Origin of the sequence: Bradyrhizobium sp. LB8.2, from assembly GCF_040548035.1 — a bacterium.
Lineage (GTDB): Bacteria > Pseudomonadota > Alphaproteobacteria > Rhizobiales > Xanthobacteraceae > Bradyrhizobium.
Genome location: NZ_JBEPQV010000005.1, coordinates 284,489 through 302,175 on the forward strand (window position 1 = coordinate 284,489; position 17,687 = coordinate 302,175).

Consider the following 17,687-nt stretch of genomic DNA (forward strand, 5'->3'; position numbering starts at 1 on the left):
TAGCTCTATCGGGGGATCGACATGACTGCACCACGCGACAAACTCGGGCGTCCCGTCGTCGTCGTCACCGGCATGGGCATCATGACCTCGCTCGGTAACGGCAAAGGCGACAATTGGGCGAAGCTCGTCGCCGGTGAATCCGGCATTCGCACCATCACGCGCTTTCCGGTCGACGGCCTGAAGACCACGATGGCCGGCACCGTGGATTTCGTCAGCGTCGATCCGTTCTCCTCCACCGGTCTGTCCGAGCGAATGGCCGAACTGGTGACGGAGGAAGCGCTCGCGCAGGCCGGCATCGGCGCCAAGGCCGATTTCCCGGGTCCCCTCTTCCTGGCGGTTGCGCCGGTCGAGGTCGAATGGCCGCAGCGCCGTGAGCTCGGCCGCGCCGTCGGCGCGCTCGACTTCACCTATGACGATCTGCTGCGCATCTCCGGCGGCGGCAAATACAGCGCCTATCATCACCGCTTCATGTTCGGCTCGGTCGCGGCCCACCTCGCCGAGACCTTCGGCACCAAGGGCTCGCCGATCTCGCTGTCGACAGCCTGCGCTTCGGGCGCGACCTCGATCCAGCTCGGCGTCGAGGCGATCCGCCGCGGCGAGACCGACGCCGCGCTGTGCGTGGCGACCGACGGCACCGTGAATCCGGAGGCGCTGGTGCGCTTCTCGCTGCTCTCGGCGCTGTCGACCCAGAACGATCCGCCGCAGGCAGCCTCCCGCCCCTTCTCCAAGAACCGCGACGGCTTTGTCATGGCCGAAGGCGCCGGCGCCCTCGTGCTGGAAAGCTATGAAGCCGCCACCGCGCGCGGCGCAAAAATCCTCGGTGTGATCGCCGGCTGCGGCGAGCTCACCGATTCCTTCCATCGCACCCGCTCGTCGCCCGACGGCAAGCCGATCATCGGCTGCATGAACAAGACGCTGGCCGATGCCGGCATGACGCCGGACCAGATCGACCACATCAACGCGCACGGCACCGCGACGCCCGAGAACGACAAGATGGAGTACAATACGACATCGGCCGTGTTCGGCGAGCTCGTGCAAAGGATTCCGGTCACCTCCAACAAGTCGATGGTCGGCCACACCATCTCGGCCGCAGGCGCGGTCGAGGCGATCTTCTCGCTGCTGACGCTGGAGCATCAGCGCATCCCGCCGACGATCAACTACGACAATCCGGATCCCACGATCCTGTTCGACGTCGTCGGCAACAAGGCGCGCGACGCCCGCGTCACCGCGGTGATGTCGAACTCGTTCGGCTTCGGCGGCCAGAACGCCTCGCTGATCCTGACCCGCGAACCGGCCTGACCGGACGCATGGCGCTGCTTCCTGCGAGGACGAAGGCCCGCGCGCGGGAGGTCGCCAAGTCGATCGGTGGAGGCCTGATCGGCGCTGCCACCGTCGGCATGCTGCGCACCACGCGCTATTTCGATCCGGCCAAGACCTCAGACTTTTTCGCGCGCGTCACCAAGCTGATCGGGCCGCGCCTGCGCGAGCATCGGATCGGCCGCGCCAACCTCACAGCCGCCTTTCCGGAAAAGTCGCCCGAGGAGATCGAATCCATCTTGATGGGCGTCTGGGACAATCTCGGCCGCGTCGGCGCCGAATTCGCCCATATGGACCACGTCTGGGACTATGACCGCGATCATCCGGAAAACAGCCGGATCGAATTGCCCAAGCATAGCATCGAGCTGTTCGACCGCATCCGCGACGACGGCAAGCCGGCGCTGATCTTCGCAGCCCATCTGTCGAACTGGGAATTGCCTGCGCTCGCGGCGGTTGCGCATGGGCTCGACACGGCGATCCTCTACCGCCGGCCGAACATTGCTTCCGCCGACCGCATCATTCAGGAGATGCGCCAGGTCAACATGGGCACGCTGATCCCGGCGGGACGCGACGCGCCGCTACGGCTCGCGCAGGCGCTGAAGGACGGCAAGCACGTCGCCATGCTGATCGACCAGTATCTGACCGGCGGCGTCGAGGTTACCTTCTTCGGCCGCAAGACCCGCGCCAATCCGATGTTGGCGCGCCTCTTGCGCCAGGTCGATTGTCCCATCCATGGCGTCCGCATCATCCGCCTACCCGGCAACCGTTTCCGCGCCGAACTGACGGAAGAGATCCCGCCGGTCCGCGACGCTAACGGCAAGATCGATATCCAGGGCACGACGCAGGCGATCACGAACGTCGTAGAAGGCTGGGTCCGCGAGCATCCCGAGCAGTGGCTGTGGCTGCATCGGAGATGGCGGTAGCGGTCGCAACTTTTCCGTCCTGGCCGCGCTTGTCCCGGCCGTCCAGCATCGCCACGCGGCAGGAAAGACGAGGATGCCCGGACAAGCCCGTGCATGACGACTGGGCAGGATGCGCGTCCGCTCCTCCCAACCCCTCACCGCCCCGTCTTCACCTTGGTCCAGAGGCGGTTGATCACGCGCTGTATCGCCGGCTCACGCGCCGTGATGACGAACAGTTTTGAAAGCGTCGCCTCGTCCGGATAGATGTTCTTGTCGTTCAAAATTTTCGGGTCGACCAGCTTCTGGCTGGCGAGGTTGCCGTTGGCGTAGGACAGGAAGTCCGTGTTTTTGGCGGCCACGTCCGGTCGGTAGAGATAGTTGATCAGCTCGTAGGCTTCCTTGACGTTCTTGGCATCTGCGGGAATCGACAGATTGTCGAAGAACATCTGCGCGCCCTCTTTGGGAATCGCGTAGCCGATCTCGATGCCGCCTTTGGCTTCGGCGGCGCGGGCGCGAGCCTGCATGATGTCGCCGGACCAGCCGACCACGAAGCAGATCTCGCCGGTCGCGAGCGCGCTGAGATATTCGGACGAATGAAACTTGCGCACGGAGGGCCGAACCTTGGCGACGACATCGGCCGCCTTCTCAAGGTCCGCCTGCCTGGTCGAGTTCGGATCGAGCCCGAGATAATTCAGCGCCGCCGGAAAAATGTCGTCGGCGGAGTCGAGCATGTGGACGCCGCAGTCTTTGAACTTTGCCAAATTCTCCGGCTTGAACACGATGTCCCAGCTGTCGATCTTCGCGTCCGCTCCCAGAATCTGCTTCAGCTTCGCGACATTGTAGCCGATGCCGGTCGTGCCCCACATGTAGTTGGCGGCATAGACATTGCCGGGATCGTAGATGCCGAGGCGATCGGTCACAACGCCCCACGCATTGGCAAGGTTCGGCAGTTTCGACTTGTCGAGCTTCTGGAAGATATTGGCCTTGATCTGGCGCTGGAGGAAATAAGCCGTCGGTACCACGACGTCATAGCCGGACTTACCGGCCATCAGGCGCGTCTCCAGCGTCTCGTTGGCATCAAACGTGTCGTAGACCACCTTGATGCCGGTCTCCTTGGTGAAGGCATCGAGGACGTCAGGCGCCACGTAGTTCGACCAGTTGTAGAAGTTGACGACCCGCTCCTCGGCCCCGGCGGAACCCGGGAGCCACGCCAGCGCCGCGGCGATTGCGAGACCAAGGCGCGCCCCTGAGCGGCCGACGTTCGTCATCTCCCCTACCTCTTGCGCCCGCGCACCGCGTCCGACAGCCGCTCCAGCGCGGTGTCGAGCGTCTCGTCCTTCTTGGCAAAGCAGAAGCGCACCACCGAGGTCACGGGGTCCTGCTCGTAGAAGGCCGAGACCGGGATGGCCGCGACCTTGTAGTCCTTCACGATCCGCCAGCAGAACTCGGTGTCGCTCTCGTTGAGCCCGAGCGGCGACAGGTCGACGGTGAGGAAGTAGGTGCCCTGCGACTTCAGCACGGGGAAGCCGAGGCTCTCCAGCCCCTTGGCGAGACGGTCCCTGCTCCGCGTCAGATCCTTGCGCATCGACAGGAAATACTCGTCCGGCTTGCCGAGGCCGTAGGCGACGGCGGCCTGGAGGTTCGGCGCAGTGGTGAAGGTCAGGAACTGGTGCACCTTGGCCGCGACGCGCAGCAGCGGCGGCGCGGCGCAGACGAAGCCGATCTTCCAGCCCGTCAGCGAGAAGATCTTCCCGGCCGAGCCGACCTTGATGGTGCGATCGCGCATGCCGGGGATCGTGATCAGCGGGATGTGCTTGTGCTCGTCGAAGGTGACGTGCTCCCAGACCTCGTCGCAGATCGCGATGACGTCGAACTCCTGGCAGTAGCGCGCAAGCAGCTCGAGGTCCTCGCGCGGAAACACCACCGCGGACGGATTCAGGGGATTGTTGAAGAGCACCGCTTTGGTCTTTGAAGTGAAGACGCTTTTCAGCATCTCCTCATTCAGCCGCCAATGCGGCGGCTCGAGCCGGACCAGGCGCGGAATGCCGCCGGCCTGGCGGATGATCGGCAGATAGGAATCGTACACCGGCTGGAAGCACACCACCTCGTCGCCGGGCTGGACCACCGCGAGGATGGCCGAAGTCAGCGCCTCGGTGCCGCCGGAGGTCACCATCACCTCGCTCATCGGATCGAGCTTGAGGCCATGCCAATGGTCGTAGTGCGTGGCGATCGCCTGGCGCAGCTCCGGCAGGCCCATCATCGACGGGTACTGGTTGTAGCCGTTCAGCGATGCATCGGCCGCGGCGCGGCGGATGTCCTCAGGACCGGGATCGTCGGGAAAGCCCTGCCCGAGATTGATGGCGGCATTGTCGCGCGCGGCCTGCGACATCGCCTCGAAGATGGTGACGGGAAGGTCGGCGAAAACGTTGTTCAGGGACGAGCTCTTGGTCATCGGCCGGTCAGCCACCGACCTTGCTGGGAAGACCCGCCGCCTTCCAGCCGAGCATGCCGCCGGCCAGATGCTTGTCATACGGCAGGCCTGCCGCCTGCGCCGCGAGCGAGGCCGTGACCGAGCGTTTGCCGGAGCGGCAGGCGAACACGACCTCCTTGCCGGCGGGATCGGGGATCGCCTTGGGATCGAAGGTCGAGAGCGGCACGACGACACTGTAGGGATAGGCCTCGGCTTCCACCTCGTTCGGCTCGCGAACGTCGACGAGGAGATAGCGGCCCTCCGCGACACCCTTGGAGACCTCGTCCGGGGTCAGATCCTGTACCTGGTTTGCCATATCATCCTCCAACGTCGCAGCCGCATCCGGGGTGATCCCGGCGGGCGGCAACCTCGCCTCTCGGTGAGCGAAAATCAAGCGCTACAAAGGCTTGGGCTCATCCGTGCAAGTTAAAGTTAAATCGCAGCGACTTGAAGTGCGACCCTCAAATGGAGAATCAGATCGTCGCTTTAGATCGTTACCTGGGTCCCGACCTCGACCACGCGACCGCTGGGGATCTGGAAATAGTCGGTGGCGTCGTTGGCGGAACGGCTGAGCGAGATGAACAGCCGGTCCTGCCAGCGCGGCATGCCGGAATGGGCGGCCGGCTTGAGCGCCCTCCGCGACAGGAAGAACGAGGTCGACATGATGTCGAACTGCCAGCCGAGCTTGCGGGCGATCGCCAGCGCCTTCGGCACGTTGGGCGATTCCATGAAGCCGAACTTCAGCGTCACTTTGGAGAAGGTCGGCGAGATCTGCTCCAGCCTCACCCGTTCGGCCGGATTGATGCGCGGGGTCTGCGCGGTCTCGATGGTGAGAATGACGTTCTTCTCATGCAGCACCTTGTAGTGCTTCAGACTATGCATCAGCGCGGTCGGGGCGCTGAGGGGATCGCTGGTCAGGAACACCGCGGTACCAGGTACGCGCTGCGGCGGCCGCTTCTCCAGCATCGCCACGAGGTCGGCGAGGGGGAATTCGAGCTTGCGCGACTTCTCGAACAACAGCCGGCTGCCGCGTCGCCACGTGTACATCAGGATGATCATGAGCGCGCCGAGCGCCAGCGGCACCCAGCCGCCCTCGAACACCTTGAGCAAATTGGCGGCCAGGAACGTGAGATCTAAGAACAGGAACGGCGCGATCAGGGCGGCAGCCGTGAGCGGCGACCACTTCCAGACCTTCCAGATCACGACGAAACCCATCATCGCCGTGACGACCATGGTGCCCGTGACGGAGATGCCATAGGCCGAGGCCAGCGCGCTGGAGGAGCGGAACAAGAGCACCAGCAGCACCACCGCGAGCAGCAGGAGCTGGTTGATGCGCGGGATGAAGATCTGGCCCGAATGGGCTTCAGACGTATGGCGAATTTCAAAGCGCGGCAGCAGGCCAAGCTGGATCGCCTGGCGTGTCAGCGAATAGGCGCCGGTGATGACCGCCTGGCTCGCAATGACAGTTGCGGCGGTCGCCAGCACGACCATGCAGCCGCGGAAAAAGCCTTGCGGAAAGAGCTGGAAGAACGGGCTCACGATCGCACCGGGATCGCCGAGCACGAGGGCGCCCTGCCCCAGATAGTTCAGCGCCAGCGACGGCAGCACGATGGACAGCCAGGCGATCTGGATCGGCCGCTTGCCGAAATGGCCGAGGTCGGCATAGAGCGCCTCGGCACCGGTGACCGCCAGGAACACCGCGCCCAGCGTCACGAAGCCGATGATGCCGTGGTGGAACATGAAGGACACGGCGTAGAGCGGGTTCAGCGCGTACAGCACCTGCGGCTGCTCGATGATCGGGTGGATCGCCGCCGCCGCGATGACCGCGAACCAGACGCACATGATCGGCCCGAAGAAGGCGGCGACGCGAGCGGTGCCGCGGGACTGCACGGCGAACAGTCCGACCAGGATGATGATGGTCAGCGGTACGATGTAGGGCTCGAAGCGCAGCGTGACGTCCTTCATGCCTTCGATCGCCGACAGCACCGAGAGCGCCGGCGTAATCACGGCGTCGCCGTAGAACAGGGCGCCGGAAATGATGCCGAGCAGGACGATGGTGGCTCCGCCAGTGCCGACCGCACGCTGGGCCAGCGCCATCAGCGCCAGCGTGCCGCCCTCGCCGTTGTTGTCGGCGCGGAGCAGGATCACGACGTATTTGAGCGTCACCACGACGATGAGCGCCCACAGGATCAGTGAGAGCACGCCGAGCACGGCCGCTTGCGTCGGCACGCCCTCCACGCCGGAAGCCGCCATCACCGCCTCGCGGAACGCGTAGAGCGGGCTGGTGCCGATATCGCCATAGACGACGCCGATGCTGCCGAGCGTCAGCGCACCGAAACGGGCGGTCGTGTGGGCATCGCCATGCCCATTGGCCGCCGCCGTTTCCGGGGCGGAAATCGCTACGTCACTTGTCATGGGAGAGCCTGGTGGCCTCTAGAATGCTTCACTGCACAATGGCGGGAAGGGCGCGCGGCTTATAGGCCTGCGCTGCGGGCATAGCCTAGGCTGATTTTGAGCCTTAGCCATGCTGAATTGCATAGCTCCGCCGATGGCGTTCAAATGGTGACTTGGGTCCCGACTTCAACCACCCGACCGGTGGGAATCTGGAAATAGTCGGTGGCGTCGTTGGCGGACCGGCTCAGCGCGATGAACAAATGGTCCTGCCAGAGCGGCATGCCGGACTGCGCCGACGCCTTCAGCGAGCGCCGCGACACGAAGAACGACGTCGACATGATGTCGAACTGCCAGCCCTGCTTGCGCGCGATCGCGAGCGCCTTGGGCACGTTCGGCTGCTCCATGTAACCGAAGCGCAGGCGGACCTTGAAGAACTTATCGCTGATCTTCTCCATCCGGAAACGCTCGGACAGGTCGACTCGCGGCATATGCGCGGTCTCGATCGTCAGGATCACGTTGTGCTCGTGCAGTACCTTGTTGTGCTTGAGATTGTGCAGCAGCGCGGTCGGCACGAAGGAGGGATCGCTGGTCAGGAACACCGCGGTGCCCTTGACGATGTGCGGCGGCCGCTTCTCAAGGCTCCGGATCAGATCATCCAGCGGCACCTCGATCCGGCGCGTTTTCTGGATCAGTATCCCGGACCCTCGCCGCCAGGTCCAGATTGTCCCGGCCATGACGACGCCGAACAGCAGCGGCACCCAGGCGCCTTCGAGCAGCTTCAGAAGGTTCGCGCTGAAGAAGCTTATGTCGACCACGACAAAGGGCAGGATCACGGCTGCGGCCGTCGCGGCGCGCCAGTTCCACAATTTCCAGATCACGATGAAGCCCATGATGCCGTCGGCGACCATGGTGGTGGAGACCGCGATGCCGTAGGCCGAAGCCAGATTGCTGGGGGTGTGGAATAACAGCACCAGCAGCATCACACCGATCAGGAGCAGCCGGTTTACACGCGGCAGATAGATCTGGCCGGCGTGGGTTTCCGAGGTGAAGCGCACCTCGAAGCGCGGCAGGAGGCCGAGCTGCACGGCCTGATAGACCAGCGAATAGGCCCCCGTGATCACCGCCTGGCTCGCAATTACGGTCGCCGCGGTCGCAAGTCCGACCAGCGGCAGCACGAAATGCTCTGGCACCATACGGTAGAACGAGTGCTCGATCGCGCTGGGATCGGACAGCACCAGCGCGCCTTGCCCGAAATAGTTGATCAGGAGCGAGGGCAGCACGAAGAACATCCAGGCCGACTGGATCGGCTTGCGGCCGAAATGGCCGAGATCTGCATAGAGCGCCTCGCCGCCGGTCACAGCCAGGAACACGGCGCCCAGTGTCACCAGACCGATCGTGCCATGCGACAGCAGGAATTGCAGCGCGTAATAGGGATTGATGGCAGCAAGCACCGACGGGTCGTCGGCGATGTGAATGATGCCGAGCACGGCAAGAACGGTGAACCAGATCACCATCACGGGGCCAAAGGCCGAGGCCACCAGTGCCGTCCCCTTGCTCTGGACAGCGAACAGCAGCGCCAGGATGAAGACGGTGAGCGGCACGACGTAGTGTTCAAACGCAGGCGTTGCGAGCTTCAGGCCCTCGACCGCCGACAGCACCGAGATTGCCGGCGTGATCATGGAATCGCCGATGAACATGGAGGCGCCGACCACGCCGAGCGCCATCAGGAACCAGCTCCGCCGCCCGAGCGCGCGCTGGCCGAGCGCCATCAGCGAAAGCGTGCCGCCCTCCCCGTTGTTGTCAGCGCGCAGCAGCAGCAGCACGTATTTGGCGGTGACGACGATCAGCAGCGCCCAGAGGATCAGCGAGAGCACGCCGAGTACCATGACCCGCGAGACCGGCGCGCCATGGGCCGCGCCCCGTACCGCCTCGTGAAATGCATAAAGCGGCGAGGTACCGATATCGCCGAAGACGACGCCGATGCTCCCGAGCGTCAGGCCCCAGAATCCCGAGGTAACTGGCGCGTCCTGGGGTTCGGTCGATGTGATGCTCGCCGTCATGAGAGACTAGAAACGCTTCTTCCCGAGAAATGATCCGGCGCCTTTTGACGGTTCCGGCGCGCTTGTCAAACGACACGCCACCTTAGCAGGCGCGGAGCCGAATGCTGTGACGGCGCAGCAACGGTCGTCGACGCGCGACGACATGCCTCAGGTAAGATCGTAGCGCAAGGGCTTGGAGCTTTCCGTTTCAATTGCACCGGAACCGGCTCCAAATTCTGATTTCGACGCGTTTTCTTCGCGCGACCGGCGTCCCTTCGCTTGAAAGCGCCCTAAGGCTTCAAATTCGGCGGCAGCGGCGGATCTTCGCGCATCAGGGTGATGGTCACCCGCCGGTTGGCCGCGAGCGAGGGATCGTCCGGAAACAGCGGCTGGGTGTCAGCCTTGCCGGCGACGGCGAAGACGTGCGCCGGCGGCAAGCCCTCACGTTCGAGGATCTGGCGCACGGCATTGGCGCGGTCGGCCGAAAGGTCGAAGGCGCCGTAGTCGCTGCGGGTCGGCACGAATCCGGCCGCGGTATGGCCGGCGATGGAGACGCGCAGCGGCGTCGCCTTGAGCGGGACAGCGAGCTTCTCGATCAGCCGGCGGGTGCGGTCATAGGGCACCTTGGAGCCGTCGGCGAACATCGAGCGGCCGTCCTGGTCCACGATCTCGAGGTTGAGACCCTGCTTGGTCTCTTCGAACATGATGTGCTTGGATATCTCGGTCAGTTCCGGCATGTCCTGCAAGGCCTGGCGCAGCGAAGCCGCCGCCAGCGCAAAATTGCGATCGACCTTGATCTTCGCTCCCGACGTGCGGTCATGATCCTCCTGGTCCGGCGTCGGCGTGTTGGAGGCGTCTTCAGGCTGAATGTGGTCGACGTTCTTCAGCCGCGCGCGGGTCGGCAGGCCATCGGATTCGATGATGCCGGCGTAGCGCGCTTCGCTCTGGACGCCGAAGGCCTCGCGCATGGAGCCCGCGACGATCTTCAGCTTGTTGGAGTCCTGCGTGGAGAATGCGACCAGCATCACGAAAAACGCCAGCAGCAAGGCCATCAGATCGGCAAACGTCACGAACCAGCCATGGCCGCCATGTGCTTCTTCGCGTTTTTTCTTGGCCATGGGTCAGATCCCGACGTCCGGCGTTACGCCGGAACCGGCTCGCCTTCGGCGTGGCGGTGCTTCTCGGGAAGATAGGCCAGCAGCATTTCGCGCACCAAAGTCGGGCTCTTGGAGTCGCGGATCATCAGAATGCCGTCGATGATCAGCGTACGATTGGTTTCCTCGTCGATCAGCTTGCCATGCAGCTTGTCGGCGATCGGCAGGCAGAGCAGGTTCGCGACCAGCGCACCGTAGAGAGTTGCCAGCAGGGCGGTCGCCATGAACGGGCCGAGCTTCGAGGGATCTGACATGTTCGAAAACATTTGCACCATGCCGATCAGGGTTCCGATCATGCCGAACGCGGGCGCGCAGTCGCCGACGGCGCGGTAGATCTTGCTGCCTTCGTTCAGATGCATCAGGAAATTGTCGCGGTCGCGTTCCAAATTATCCCGAATGAAATCGAGGTCGTACCCGTCGGCGACGTAGCGAATGCCCTTGGCGAGGAAAGGCTCGTCGGTCTCGACCTTTTCCAACCCCACCGGGCCCTGCTTGCGGGCAATCTCGGCGATGCGGGCGAGCTCGTCGACCAGATCGTGCGCCGACAGCCGGCTCATCGTGAAGGCGAACTTCATGCCGAGCGGCAGGCCGTGCATCAGCACTGAGAGCGGAAAGCGGATCATGGTCGCTGCGGCCGATCCGCCGAAGATGATGATCATCGCATGCTCGCTGATGAACATGTGCAGATCGCCGCCCAGCAACACCATCGTCGCGACGACGATAATGCCCGCCACGAGGCCGGCGCCCGTCATGATATCCATGGAAGACTCCAACGCGCACACAACAACGGCCGTCCTGGCCGATGGCGCGGCCCAACCCCGAACCGCATCGGAAACCCTAGTGAGCTGCGATTAAAGACGCGTAAAGGTTAAGTTGAGCCGGCTCGCCTGGCGGGTGCAGCGCGCTGAAAGGCGCCGGCTTGCCGACTGCCGACAGGACTTTCAACGTTTTGATAACCATAAGGGCTCTCGCGCCCCGTCACTCAAGGCTGTGGGTGCGCGAACCCTTCGGCTGCGGCCTTGCGCCACATCGGGGGTGACGGGTCAGTTGGTATTCTGGCGCGGGCCGGCACACTCATGGCGGAAGGCATCGTAATGGTGACGCTGTTCAGTCTTCTCACCGCGCTTCCCGCAGTGCTGGCGCTCCACATGCTCAAACCCGAGCTCGTCCTGCCGGTGTTCAGCGTGCTGCTCTTTATCGAGGCGGCCTTGGCCGTGATCGCAGCGCGCTTGATCCACATCCCGGACAATGCGGAAGATATTACCCTGTGGGATTTTGCCGGCGGCTTCACCTTGATTGGCTGCGCTGCCGCGGTGTTCGGCGAGCCGGATCAGGCTGCCCTGTTCTTGACGGAACAGGGCAGCCCGCGGGCGGCGCCGCAGCCGTAGATCGTTGCAGTCCCGCCGTTAGTGGATCTCAGCAGAGCGCTTCAGCGCGGCCTTGAGCTTCTCCAGCGAGAAGTCGGGGCTGCGGGCGATCTCGAGGATCGGCGTCTCGCGGCGGCCGCAGAGCTCGGCGGCGTCGGGCAGTTTTGCGGCGATATCGCGCGGGATCACGATCGCGCCGTGCAGATCGGCGTGGATCAGATCGTCCGATTTCACGGTCATGCCGGCGACGCGCACCTCGCCGCCAAAGCTCTCCGCATGCACCCAGGCATGCGACGGCCCGATCGAGCCGGCCAGCGCCTGGAAGCCCGGGGCCCATTGCGGAATGTCGCGGATCGAGCCGTCGGTGATGACACCGAGGCAGCCGAGCGCCTTGTGCACGTTGCTCTGCACCTCGCCCCAGAACGCGCCGTAGCCGACGTCGGGACCGTCGATGTCCTGGATCACCGAGATGCGCGGACCAAAGCCGGTGCCGGCATATTCGTAATAGTCGATGCGGCGCTTCGACTGCTCTTCCGGCGGCAGCGAATTTTTCAGCACCGAGCGGATTGCAACCGTGCGAGCGTAGCCGACGATCGGCGGCAGATCGGGGAACGGGCAGACCAGTTGCTTGGTGGTGTAGCCGATCAGCCGGCGCTCGGGCGCCACGATCTCCATGGCATTGCAGATCGTCGGCGTGTCGTAGCGGCCCAGCGCTTCGAGGACGGAAGCGGGCAGCGGCCCGGTCGCGGTATCAGTCACGGCGTTCTCTCCCAGATTGGCGGCCGCTGTCGGCGCGGTGCCGCCGGCACTGGCGATATAGCCGAGATCCGGCCTCAACCCAACTCAGGGCGCCTCATGGCAGATATCCGAGTCTTGCTGCTCAGTCTCTTGCTGCTCAGTGTCTTGCCGCTCAGTGCAGGCTTCCGGGTCGGTCGTCCTCGTGCGGCGGCTCCGACAGGTTAGCCAGCGTCGGTGCCGACGGCGGCGACGAGACCTCGCCTCCCGACGGCGCGGTGGCTTCCAGCGCGCGCCGCTGGTCGCGATAGGATTTGTAGCCGAGCGGCAAAGCAAGGAGATACAACACCGTGCCCACCGAGAGTACGTGCCAGGGATAAGCGATCAGGATCGCGATGAAGACGACCACCGCGACGAAGGCCGGCAGCACCAGCTCGGGCGGCACGCGCATGCGCTTGGTCTTGCCGGAGAACACCGGCAGGCGCGACACCATCAGGAAGGCGATCAGCAGTGTATACGCAGCCGTCACCGCCGCAGGCAGCCGGCCGAGATCGAGGAACGCCACATAGATCGGCAGCAACACCGTGATCGCGCCGGCCGGCGCCGGCACGCCGGTGAAGAAATTGGCGGCGAACGCCGGCTTGTTGGGATCGTCCATGGTGGCGTTGAAGCGCGCCAGCCGGAGGCCGCCGGAAATCGCGAACACCATCGCCGCGATCCAGCCGGCATTACCGAGCTCGTGTAGCTGCCAGAAGTACAGCATCAGGCCGGGAGCGACGCCGAAATTGACGAAGTCGGCGAGGCTGTCGAGTTCGGCGCCGAATTTGGACTGGCCCTTGATGAGGCGCGCAACGCGGCCGTCGATGCCGTCGAGCAAGGCCGCGAACACGATGGCGTAGACTGCGAGTGACATCCGCCCCTCGATCGACAGGCGGATCGAGGTCAGGCCAGCGCAGATCGCCAGCAGCGTGATGACGTTGGGCACCAGCATCCGCACCGGGATCGGGCGGAACCGCCGGCGGCGCACGTCAGGATCCTTGAAATCATAGGGCGTCATTGGCTCGTCCTCACCTTGAGGCGAGATATAGCAAGCTGCGTTCCCCTCCGCCATTGCGGCGGAAAGCCCCTGGACCGCCTTATTGGTTAATTGGAGCGATAGGCGCGGCTTGGGTCGTCCCCGGTGAGATCGGCCAGAATCGTCTCACCGGCGATCGCCGTCTGCCCTTCCGAGACCAGCGCCTTGGTGCCCACCGGCAGGTAGACATCGAGCCGCGAGCCGAAGCGGATCAGGCCGAAGCGCTCACCGGCGCCGATCGCCTGCCCCTCTTTGACGAAGCAGACGATGCGCTTGGCGACAAGCCCTGCGATCTGGATCACGCCGATCCGCGCCGTCGGCGTCGTGATCACCAGCGAGTTGCGCTCATTGTCCTCGCTCGCCTTGTCCAGCTCGGCATTGATGAACAGGCCGGGCCGATAGGCGATACGGTCCACCCTGCCCGTGATCGGACTGCGGTTCACGTGGCAGTTGAACACGCTCATGAACACCGAGACGCGCGGCAGTGGCCGGTCGCCGAGCCCGAGCTCGGCCGGCGGCAGCGCCATGGTGATCATCGAGACGCGGCCGTCGGCCGGCGACACCACGAGCCCCTCGCGGACGGGGGTCACGCGCACGGGGTCGCGGAAGAACAGCGCGCACCACACGGTCAGGATAGTGCCGATCCACCCCAAAGGCGACCACAGCCAGAACAGGATGAGGCTTGCCAGTGCAAAGCCGCCGATGAAGGGATAGCCCTCCTTGTGGATCGGCGGGATCTGACGCTGGATCGAATCGAGAATGGACATCGCTATCTGCCGCTCAGGGTTGATGGCGCAGGTCGTCCCGCGCGGTGGTGTTGTTTAGGCCAGAGTAGGGACCGGAGACAAGGTCACTCCGCCGCCGCAGGCGTCGTCAGGACATCCTGGACCGACGGCGGCTCCCGGTTGGGCGCCTCGCCGGAGTCGGCCATCCGGGCCAGTTTCTCGCGCGCCGCCTCGGCCTCGCGCTGCCTGTTCCACATGCTGGCGTAAAGGCCCCCCTCCGCGAGCAGTTTTGCGTGGGTGCCGCGCTCGGCGATGCGGCCCTGGTCCAGCACAATGATCTCGTCGGCGCCGACGATGGTCGAGAGCCGATGGGCAATCACCAGCGATGTGCGGTTCTTCGCCACGCGCTCGAGCGCGCCCTGGATCTCGTGCTCGGTGTGGGTGTCCAGCGCCGAGGTGGCCTCGTCCAGCACCAGGATCGGCGGCGCCTTCAAGACAGTGCGCGCGATCGCGACACGCTGTTTTTCGCCCCCGGATAGTTTCAGGCCGCGTTCGCCGACCTGGGTCTCGTAGCCCATCGGCGACATCCGGATGAAATGATCGATCTGCGCCAGCCGCGCCGCTTCTTCCACCTCGGCATCGCTGGCGTCCCAGCGGCCGTAGCGAATGTTGTAGCGGATGGTGTCGTTGAACAGCACGGTGTCCTGCGGCACCATGCCGATGGAGGCGCGCAGCGAGGCCTGCGTGACCTCGCGGATGTCCTGGCCGTCGATCAGGATCTTGCCGCCGGAGATGTCGTAGAGGCGAAACAGAAGCCGCGACATGGTCGACTTGCCCGCGCCGGACGGGCCGACGATCGCGACCGTCTTGCCGGCCGGCACCTCGAAGCTGATGCCCTTGAGGATCGGCCGGGCCGGCTCATAGGAAAAGCGCACGTCCTCGAAGCGCACCGTGCCGGCCGAGACCACCAGCGGCTTCGCGTCGGGCGCGTCCTTGATCTCGGCCTCGCGTCCCAGCACGTTGAACATCTTCTCGATGTCGATGATCGCCTGCTTGATCTCGCGATAGACCATGCCCATGAAGTTCAGCGGCTGGTAAAGCTGGATCATCATGGCGTTGACCAGCACGAAATCGCCGACCGTGTTGGTGCCGTTGCGCACGCCGATCGCGCACATCAGCATGGTCGCAGTGAGTCCCAGCGTGAAGATCACGGCCTGCCCGGTGTTGAGCACGGCAAGCGAAGTATAGGCCTGGACGCTCGACTCCTCGTAACGCGCGACCGATCGGTCGTAGCGCTGCGACTCACGGGTCTCGGCGCTGAAATATTTGACGGTCTCGTAGTTGAGCAGCGAGTCGATCGCCTTGGTGTTCGCCTCGGTGTCGGCATCGTTCATCTTGCGGCGGATGCCGATCCGCCACTCGGTCGCGATGTAGGTGTAATACATGTAGACCGCGACAGTGACGAGGGTCGCGAGCACGTAGCGCCAATCGAACTGCCAGAGCAGCACGGCCATCAGCAACGAGACCTCGACAATGGTCGGGATCAGCTGCAGGATCACCATGCGCACGATGACTTCGATGCCCTCGCGGCCACGCTCGAGTACGCGCGTCAGACCGCCGGTCTTGCGCTCGAGATGAAAGCGCAGCGAGAGTTCATGCATGTGAATGAAGGTGATGGTGGCGAGCTTACGCACCGCGTGCATGGCAACGCGCGCGAAAATCCCGTCGCGCCATTGCGTCAGCACTGCCATCACGATGCGCATCGCGCCGTAGCTGGCGGTCAGCAGCAATGGCGAGGCGATCACCCAGAGGTGCCAATTGTCCGCCTGCACCGGCGCGGTGTTGGCCCCTGTCAGCGCGTCGGTCGCCCATTTGAAGCTGAAAGGAACCGTCAGCGTGATCAGCTTGGCCGCGAGCAGCAGCACCATCGACCAGACCACGCGCATCTTCAGGTCGAGGCGGTCGCCGGGCCAGATATAGGGCCACAGATGCGCCAGCGTGCCCATCAGCGTGGCCCGCTCCAATGGTCCCACGGCGGGAGGATCAGGAACGTCGGCGCCGTCGAACGATTGAGCTTGGTCCATCAAAAAGCCTGAAAGGCCCGCGGGATGCGGGCACGGTACGATTTGCGATTTTCGTTCGTCATATAGAGCCTTCCCGATGCCAGCGCACCCCGCCAGATGGCGAATCTCCGATCGTTTTCCGCCATTTACCGGTAGATTTCCGGGTGGCCCGAATCACCGATTGGGCTTGACGCCTCTTCACTGCAATGCATCATGGCACCAATGAGCACGATTAAAACCGTCTGTGTCTATTGCGGCTCCGGCCCCGGAACCAATCCCCGTTTCACCGAAGGCGCCAAGGCGTTCGGCAAGTCCCTCGCCGAGAACAACATCCGCCTAGTCTATGGCGGCGGTTCGCTCGGCCTGATGGGCTCGGTCGCGACCTCCGTGCTCGATCACGGCGGCACCGTCACCGGCATCATCCCCGACTTCCTGCGGATGCGTGAGAACGCGCTGACGCGTGTGCAGGAGATGATCGTCACTCCCGACATGCACGAGCGCAAGCGGCTGATGTTCGAACGCTCCGACGCCTTCGTGGCGCTGCCGGGCGGCGTCGGCACGCTGGAGGAGCTGGTCGAGCAATTGACCTGGAAGCAGCTCGGCCGTCACGCCAAGCCGGTGCTGCTCGCCAACATCGACAATTTCTGGGAGCCGCTGTTCTCGCTGCTGTCGCACATGCGCCAGACCGAGTTCATCCGCGCCGGCCTTTCGGTCGATATCCTCAAGGCTGATCGGATCGAAGAGATTTTGCCGAAGCTGAAGGCGGCTGCGGCACAGATCGACGAAGCGGAGAAGAAGCTCGCTCCCGAAGTGGCGCGCAAGCTTTAGTCCGCAGGAAACGTCACCGCCTCGATCCGATTGCCGTCGGGATCGATGACGAAGGCCGCGTAATAGCGCACGCGGTCGTGCGGGCGGATACCAGGCGCACCGTCGGATGCACCGCCGGCGGACAGCGCTGCAGCGTGAAATGCATTGACCTCGGCGGTCGTATTGGCCCGCAGGCAGATGTGCACGCCGCTCTCTGGCGTGACGTGCGTCATTCCCTCGCGCAGATTGATCCAGAATTCGGGATAGGCCTTGCCGAAGCCGATCGTCCGCGGTCGCGTGACGAGACGCGTGAGCCCGAGGGCGGCGAGCGTCGATTCGTAGAATGTAGCGGAACGTTCGAGGTTGCTCACGCCGACGGAGATGTGGTCGATCATGGGTCGCGCTCCCCTCTCTCCTCGTCATTGCGAGCGCAGCGAAGCAATCCAGAATCCCTCCGCGGAGGCAGTCTGGATTGCTCACATGGGGATTTGGTGTGTCAAGGCGGATGTTCAGCTTTTTGTTTGATTGCTGCCAGCTTTTCGTCCCGACCGCTGGGTCTTTCGGATGGCGCGCGCAGATCGTGTCAAGGTCGGCCCGGAGGGCCGCCGCGAAGCGGCTTGACCTTGACGCGAGCGAGCA

16 protein-coding genes are annotated in these 17,687 nt (G+C 64.2%); 4 read left to right on the plus strand and 12 right to left on the minus strand.

Annotated elements, in window-relative coordinates:
• Positions 1-21: 21 nt before the first annotated feature.
• Positions 22-1,299, plus strand: coding sequence for a beta-ketoacyl-ACP synthase (locus ABIB06_RS09565; protein WP_354046594.1), 1,278 nt, complete (start codon positions 22-24; stop codon positions 1,297-1,299).
• An 8-nt stretch (positions 1,300-1,307) separates the two neighbouring features.
• Positions 1,308-2,240 carry a lipid A biosynthesis lauroyl acyltransferase gene (locus ABIB06_RS09570; protein ID WP_354046592.1) on the plus strand — a complete coding sequence of 311 codons (933 nt, stop codon included), beginning with the start codon at positions 1,308-1,310 and terminating at the stop codon, positions 2,238-2,240.
• A 134-nt stretch (positions 2,241-2,374) separates the two neighbouring features.
• On the opposite strand, the gene ABIB06_RS09575 is transcribed toward ABIB06_RS09570, so the two are convergent.
• The 7 genes from ABIB06_RS09575 to ABIB06_RS09605 form a co-directional block, all read right to left on the minus strand.
• Positions 2,375-3,487 (minus strand): polyamine ABC transporter substrate-binding protein, encoded by a 1,113-nt coding sequence (locus tag ABIB06_RS09575; protein WP_354046590.1) that lies wholly within the window; start codon positions 3,485-3,487, stop codon positions 2,375-2,377.
• Between the two features lie 5 nt (positions 3,488-3,492).
• On the minus strand, positions 3,493-4,671 hold the full coding sequence (locus tag ABIB06_RS09580; protein ID WP_354046588.1) for an aminotransferase: 1,179 nt from the start codon (positions 4,669-4,671) through the stop codon (positions 3,493-3,495).
• Positions 4,672-4,678: 7 nt separating this feature from the next.
• Complete coding sequence (locus ABIB06_RS09585) at positions 4,679-5,005, minus strand: rhodanese-like domain-containing protein (RefSeq protein ID WP_354046586.1); 327 nt, start codon at positions 5,003-5,005, stop codon at positions 4,679-4,681.
• Between the two features lie 170 nt (positions 5,006-5,175).
• Positions 5,176-7,104 (minus strand): potassium transporter Kup, encoded by a 1,929-nt coding sequence (locus ABIB06_RS09590; RefSeq protein ID WP_354046584.1) that lies wholly within the window; start codon positions 7,102-7,104, stop codon positions 5,176-5,178.
• Between the two features lie 140 nt (positions 7,105-7,244).
• Positions 7,245-9,143, minus strand: coding sequence for a potassium transporter Kup (locus ABIB06_RS09595; protein ID WP_354046582.1), 1,899 nt, complete (start codon positions 9,141-9,143; stop codon positions 7,245-7,247).
• Positions 9,144-9,412: 269 nt separating this feature from the next.
• Entirely contained in the window at positions 9,413-10,240 is an 828-nt protein-coding gene (locus ABIB06_RS09600) for an OmpA/MotB family protein (RefSeq protein ID WP_247345491.1), read from the minus strand.
• Between the two features lie 23 nt (positions 10,241-10,263).
• Positions 10,264-11,037 carry a motility protein A gene (locus ABIB06_RS09605; protein WP_247345488.1) on the minus strand — a complete coding sequence of 258 codons (774 nt, stop codon included), beginning with the start codon at positions 11,035-11,037 and terminating at the stop codon, positions 10,264-10,266.
• 315 nt (positions 11,038-11,352) lie between these two features.
• Here ABIB06_RS09605 and ABIB06_RS09610 point away from each other — a divergent pair, with 315 nt between their 5' ends.
• Positions 11,353-11,664 (plus strand): hypothetical protein, encoded by a 312-nt coding sequence (locus ABIB06_RS09610; RefSeq protein WP_247446718.1) that lies wholly within the window; start codon positions 11,353-11,355, stop codon positions 11,662-11,664.
• Between the two features lie 18 nt (positions 11,665-11,682).
• Here the strand turns inward: ABIB06_RS09610 and ABIB06_RS09615 are convergent, their stop codons facing one another.
• From ABIB06_RS09615 to ABIB06_RS09630, 4 genes are all read right to left on the minus strand, one after another.
• On the minus strand, positions 11,683-12,402 hold the full coding sequence (locus ABIB06_RS09615; protein WP_354046973.1) for an RraA family protein: 720 nt from the start codon (positions 12,400-12,402) through the stop codon (positions 11,683-11,685).
• Between the two features lie 151 nt (positions 12,403-12,553).
• Entirely contained in the window at positions 12,554-13,435 is an 882-nt protein-coding gene (locus ABIB06_RS09620) for a CDP-alcohol phosphatidyltransferase family protein (protein WP_354046579.1), read from the minus strand.
• Positions 13,436-13,521: 86 nt separating this feature from the next.
• The gene (locus ABIB06_RS09625; protein ID WP_346730951.1) at positions 13,522-14,226 is read right to left on the minus strand and encodes a phosphatidylserine decarboxylase; all 705 of its coding nucleotides are present in this window, start codon (positions 14,224-14,226) and stop codon (positions 13,522-13,524) included.
• A gap of 77 nt (positions 14,227-14,303) precedes the next feature.
• A complete protein-coding gene (locus ABIB06_RS09630) occupies positions 14,304-16,262 on the minus strand; it encodes an ABCB family ABC transporter ATP-binding protein/permease (RefSeq protein ID WP_354046577.1) in 1,959 nt (652 codons plus the stop codon).
• Between the two features lie 201 nt (positions 16,263-16,463).
• On the opposite strand from ABIB06_RS09630, the gene ABIB06_RS09635 reads away from it, so the two are divergent.
• Complete coding sequence (locus ABIB06_RS09635; protein WP_247345475.1) at positions 16,464-17,069, plus strand: LOG family protein; 606 nt, start codon at positions 16,464-16,466, stop codon at positions 17,067-17,069.
• On the opposite strand, the gene ABIB06_RS09640 is transcribed toward ABIB06_RS09635, so the two are convergent.
• Positions 17,066-17,443, minus strand: coding sequence for a VOC family protein (locus tag ABIB06_RS09640; RefSeq protein WP_354046575.1), 378 nt, complete (start codon positions 17,441-17,443; stop codon positions 17,066-17,068). The genes ABIB06_RS09635 and ABIB06_RS09640 overlap by 4 nt on opposite strands.
• Positions 17,444-17,687 lie beyond the last annotated feature (244 nt).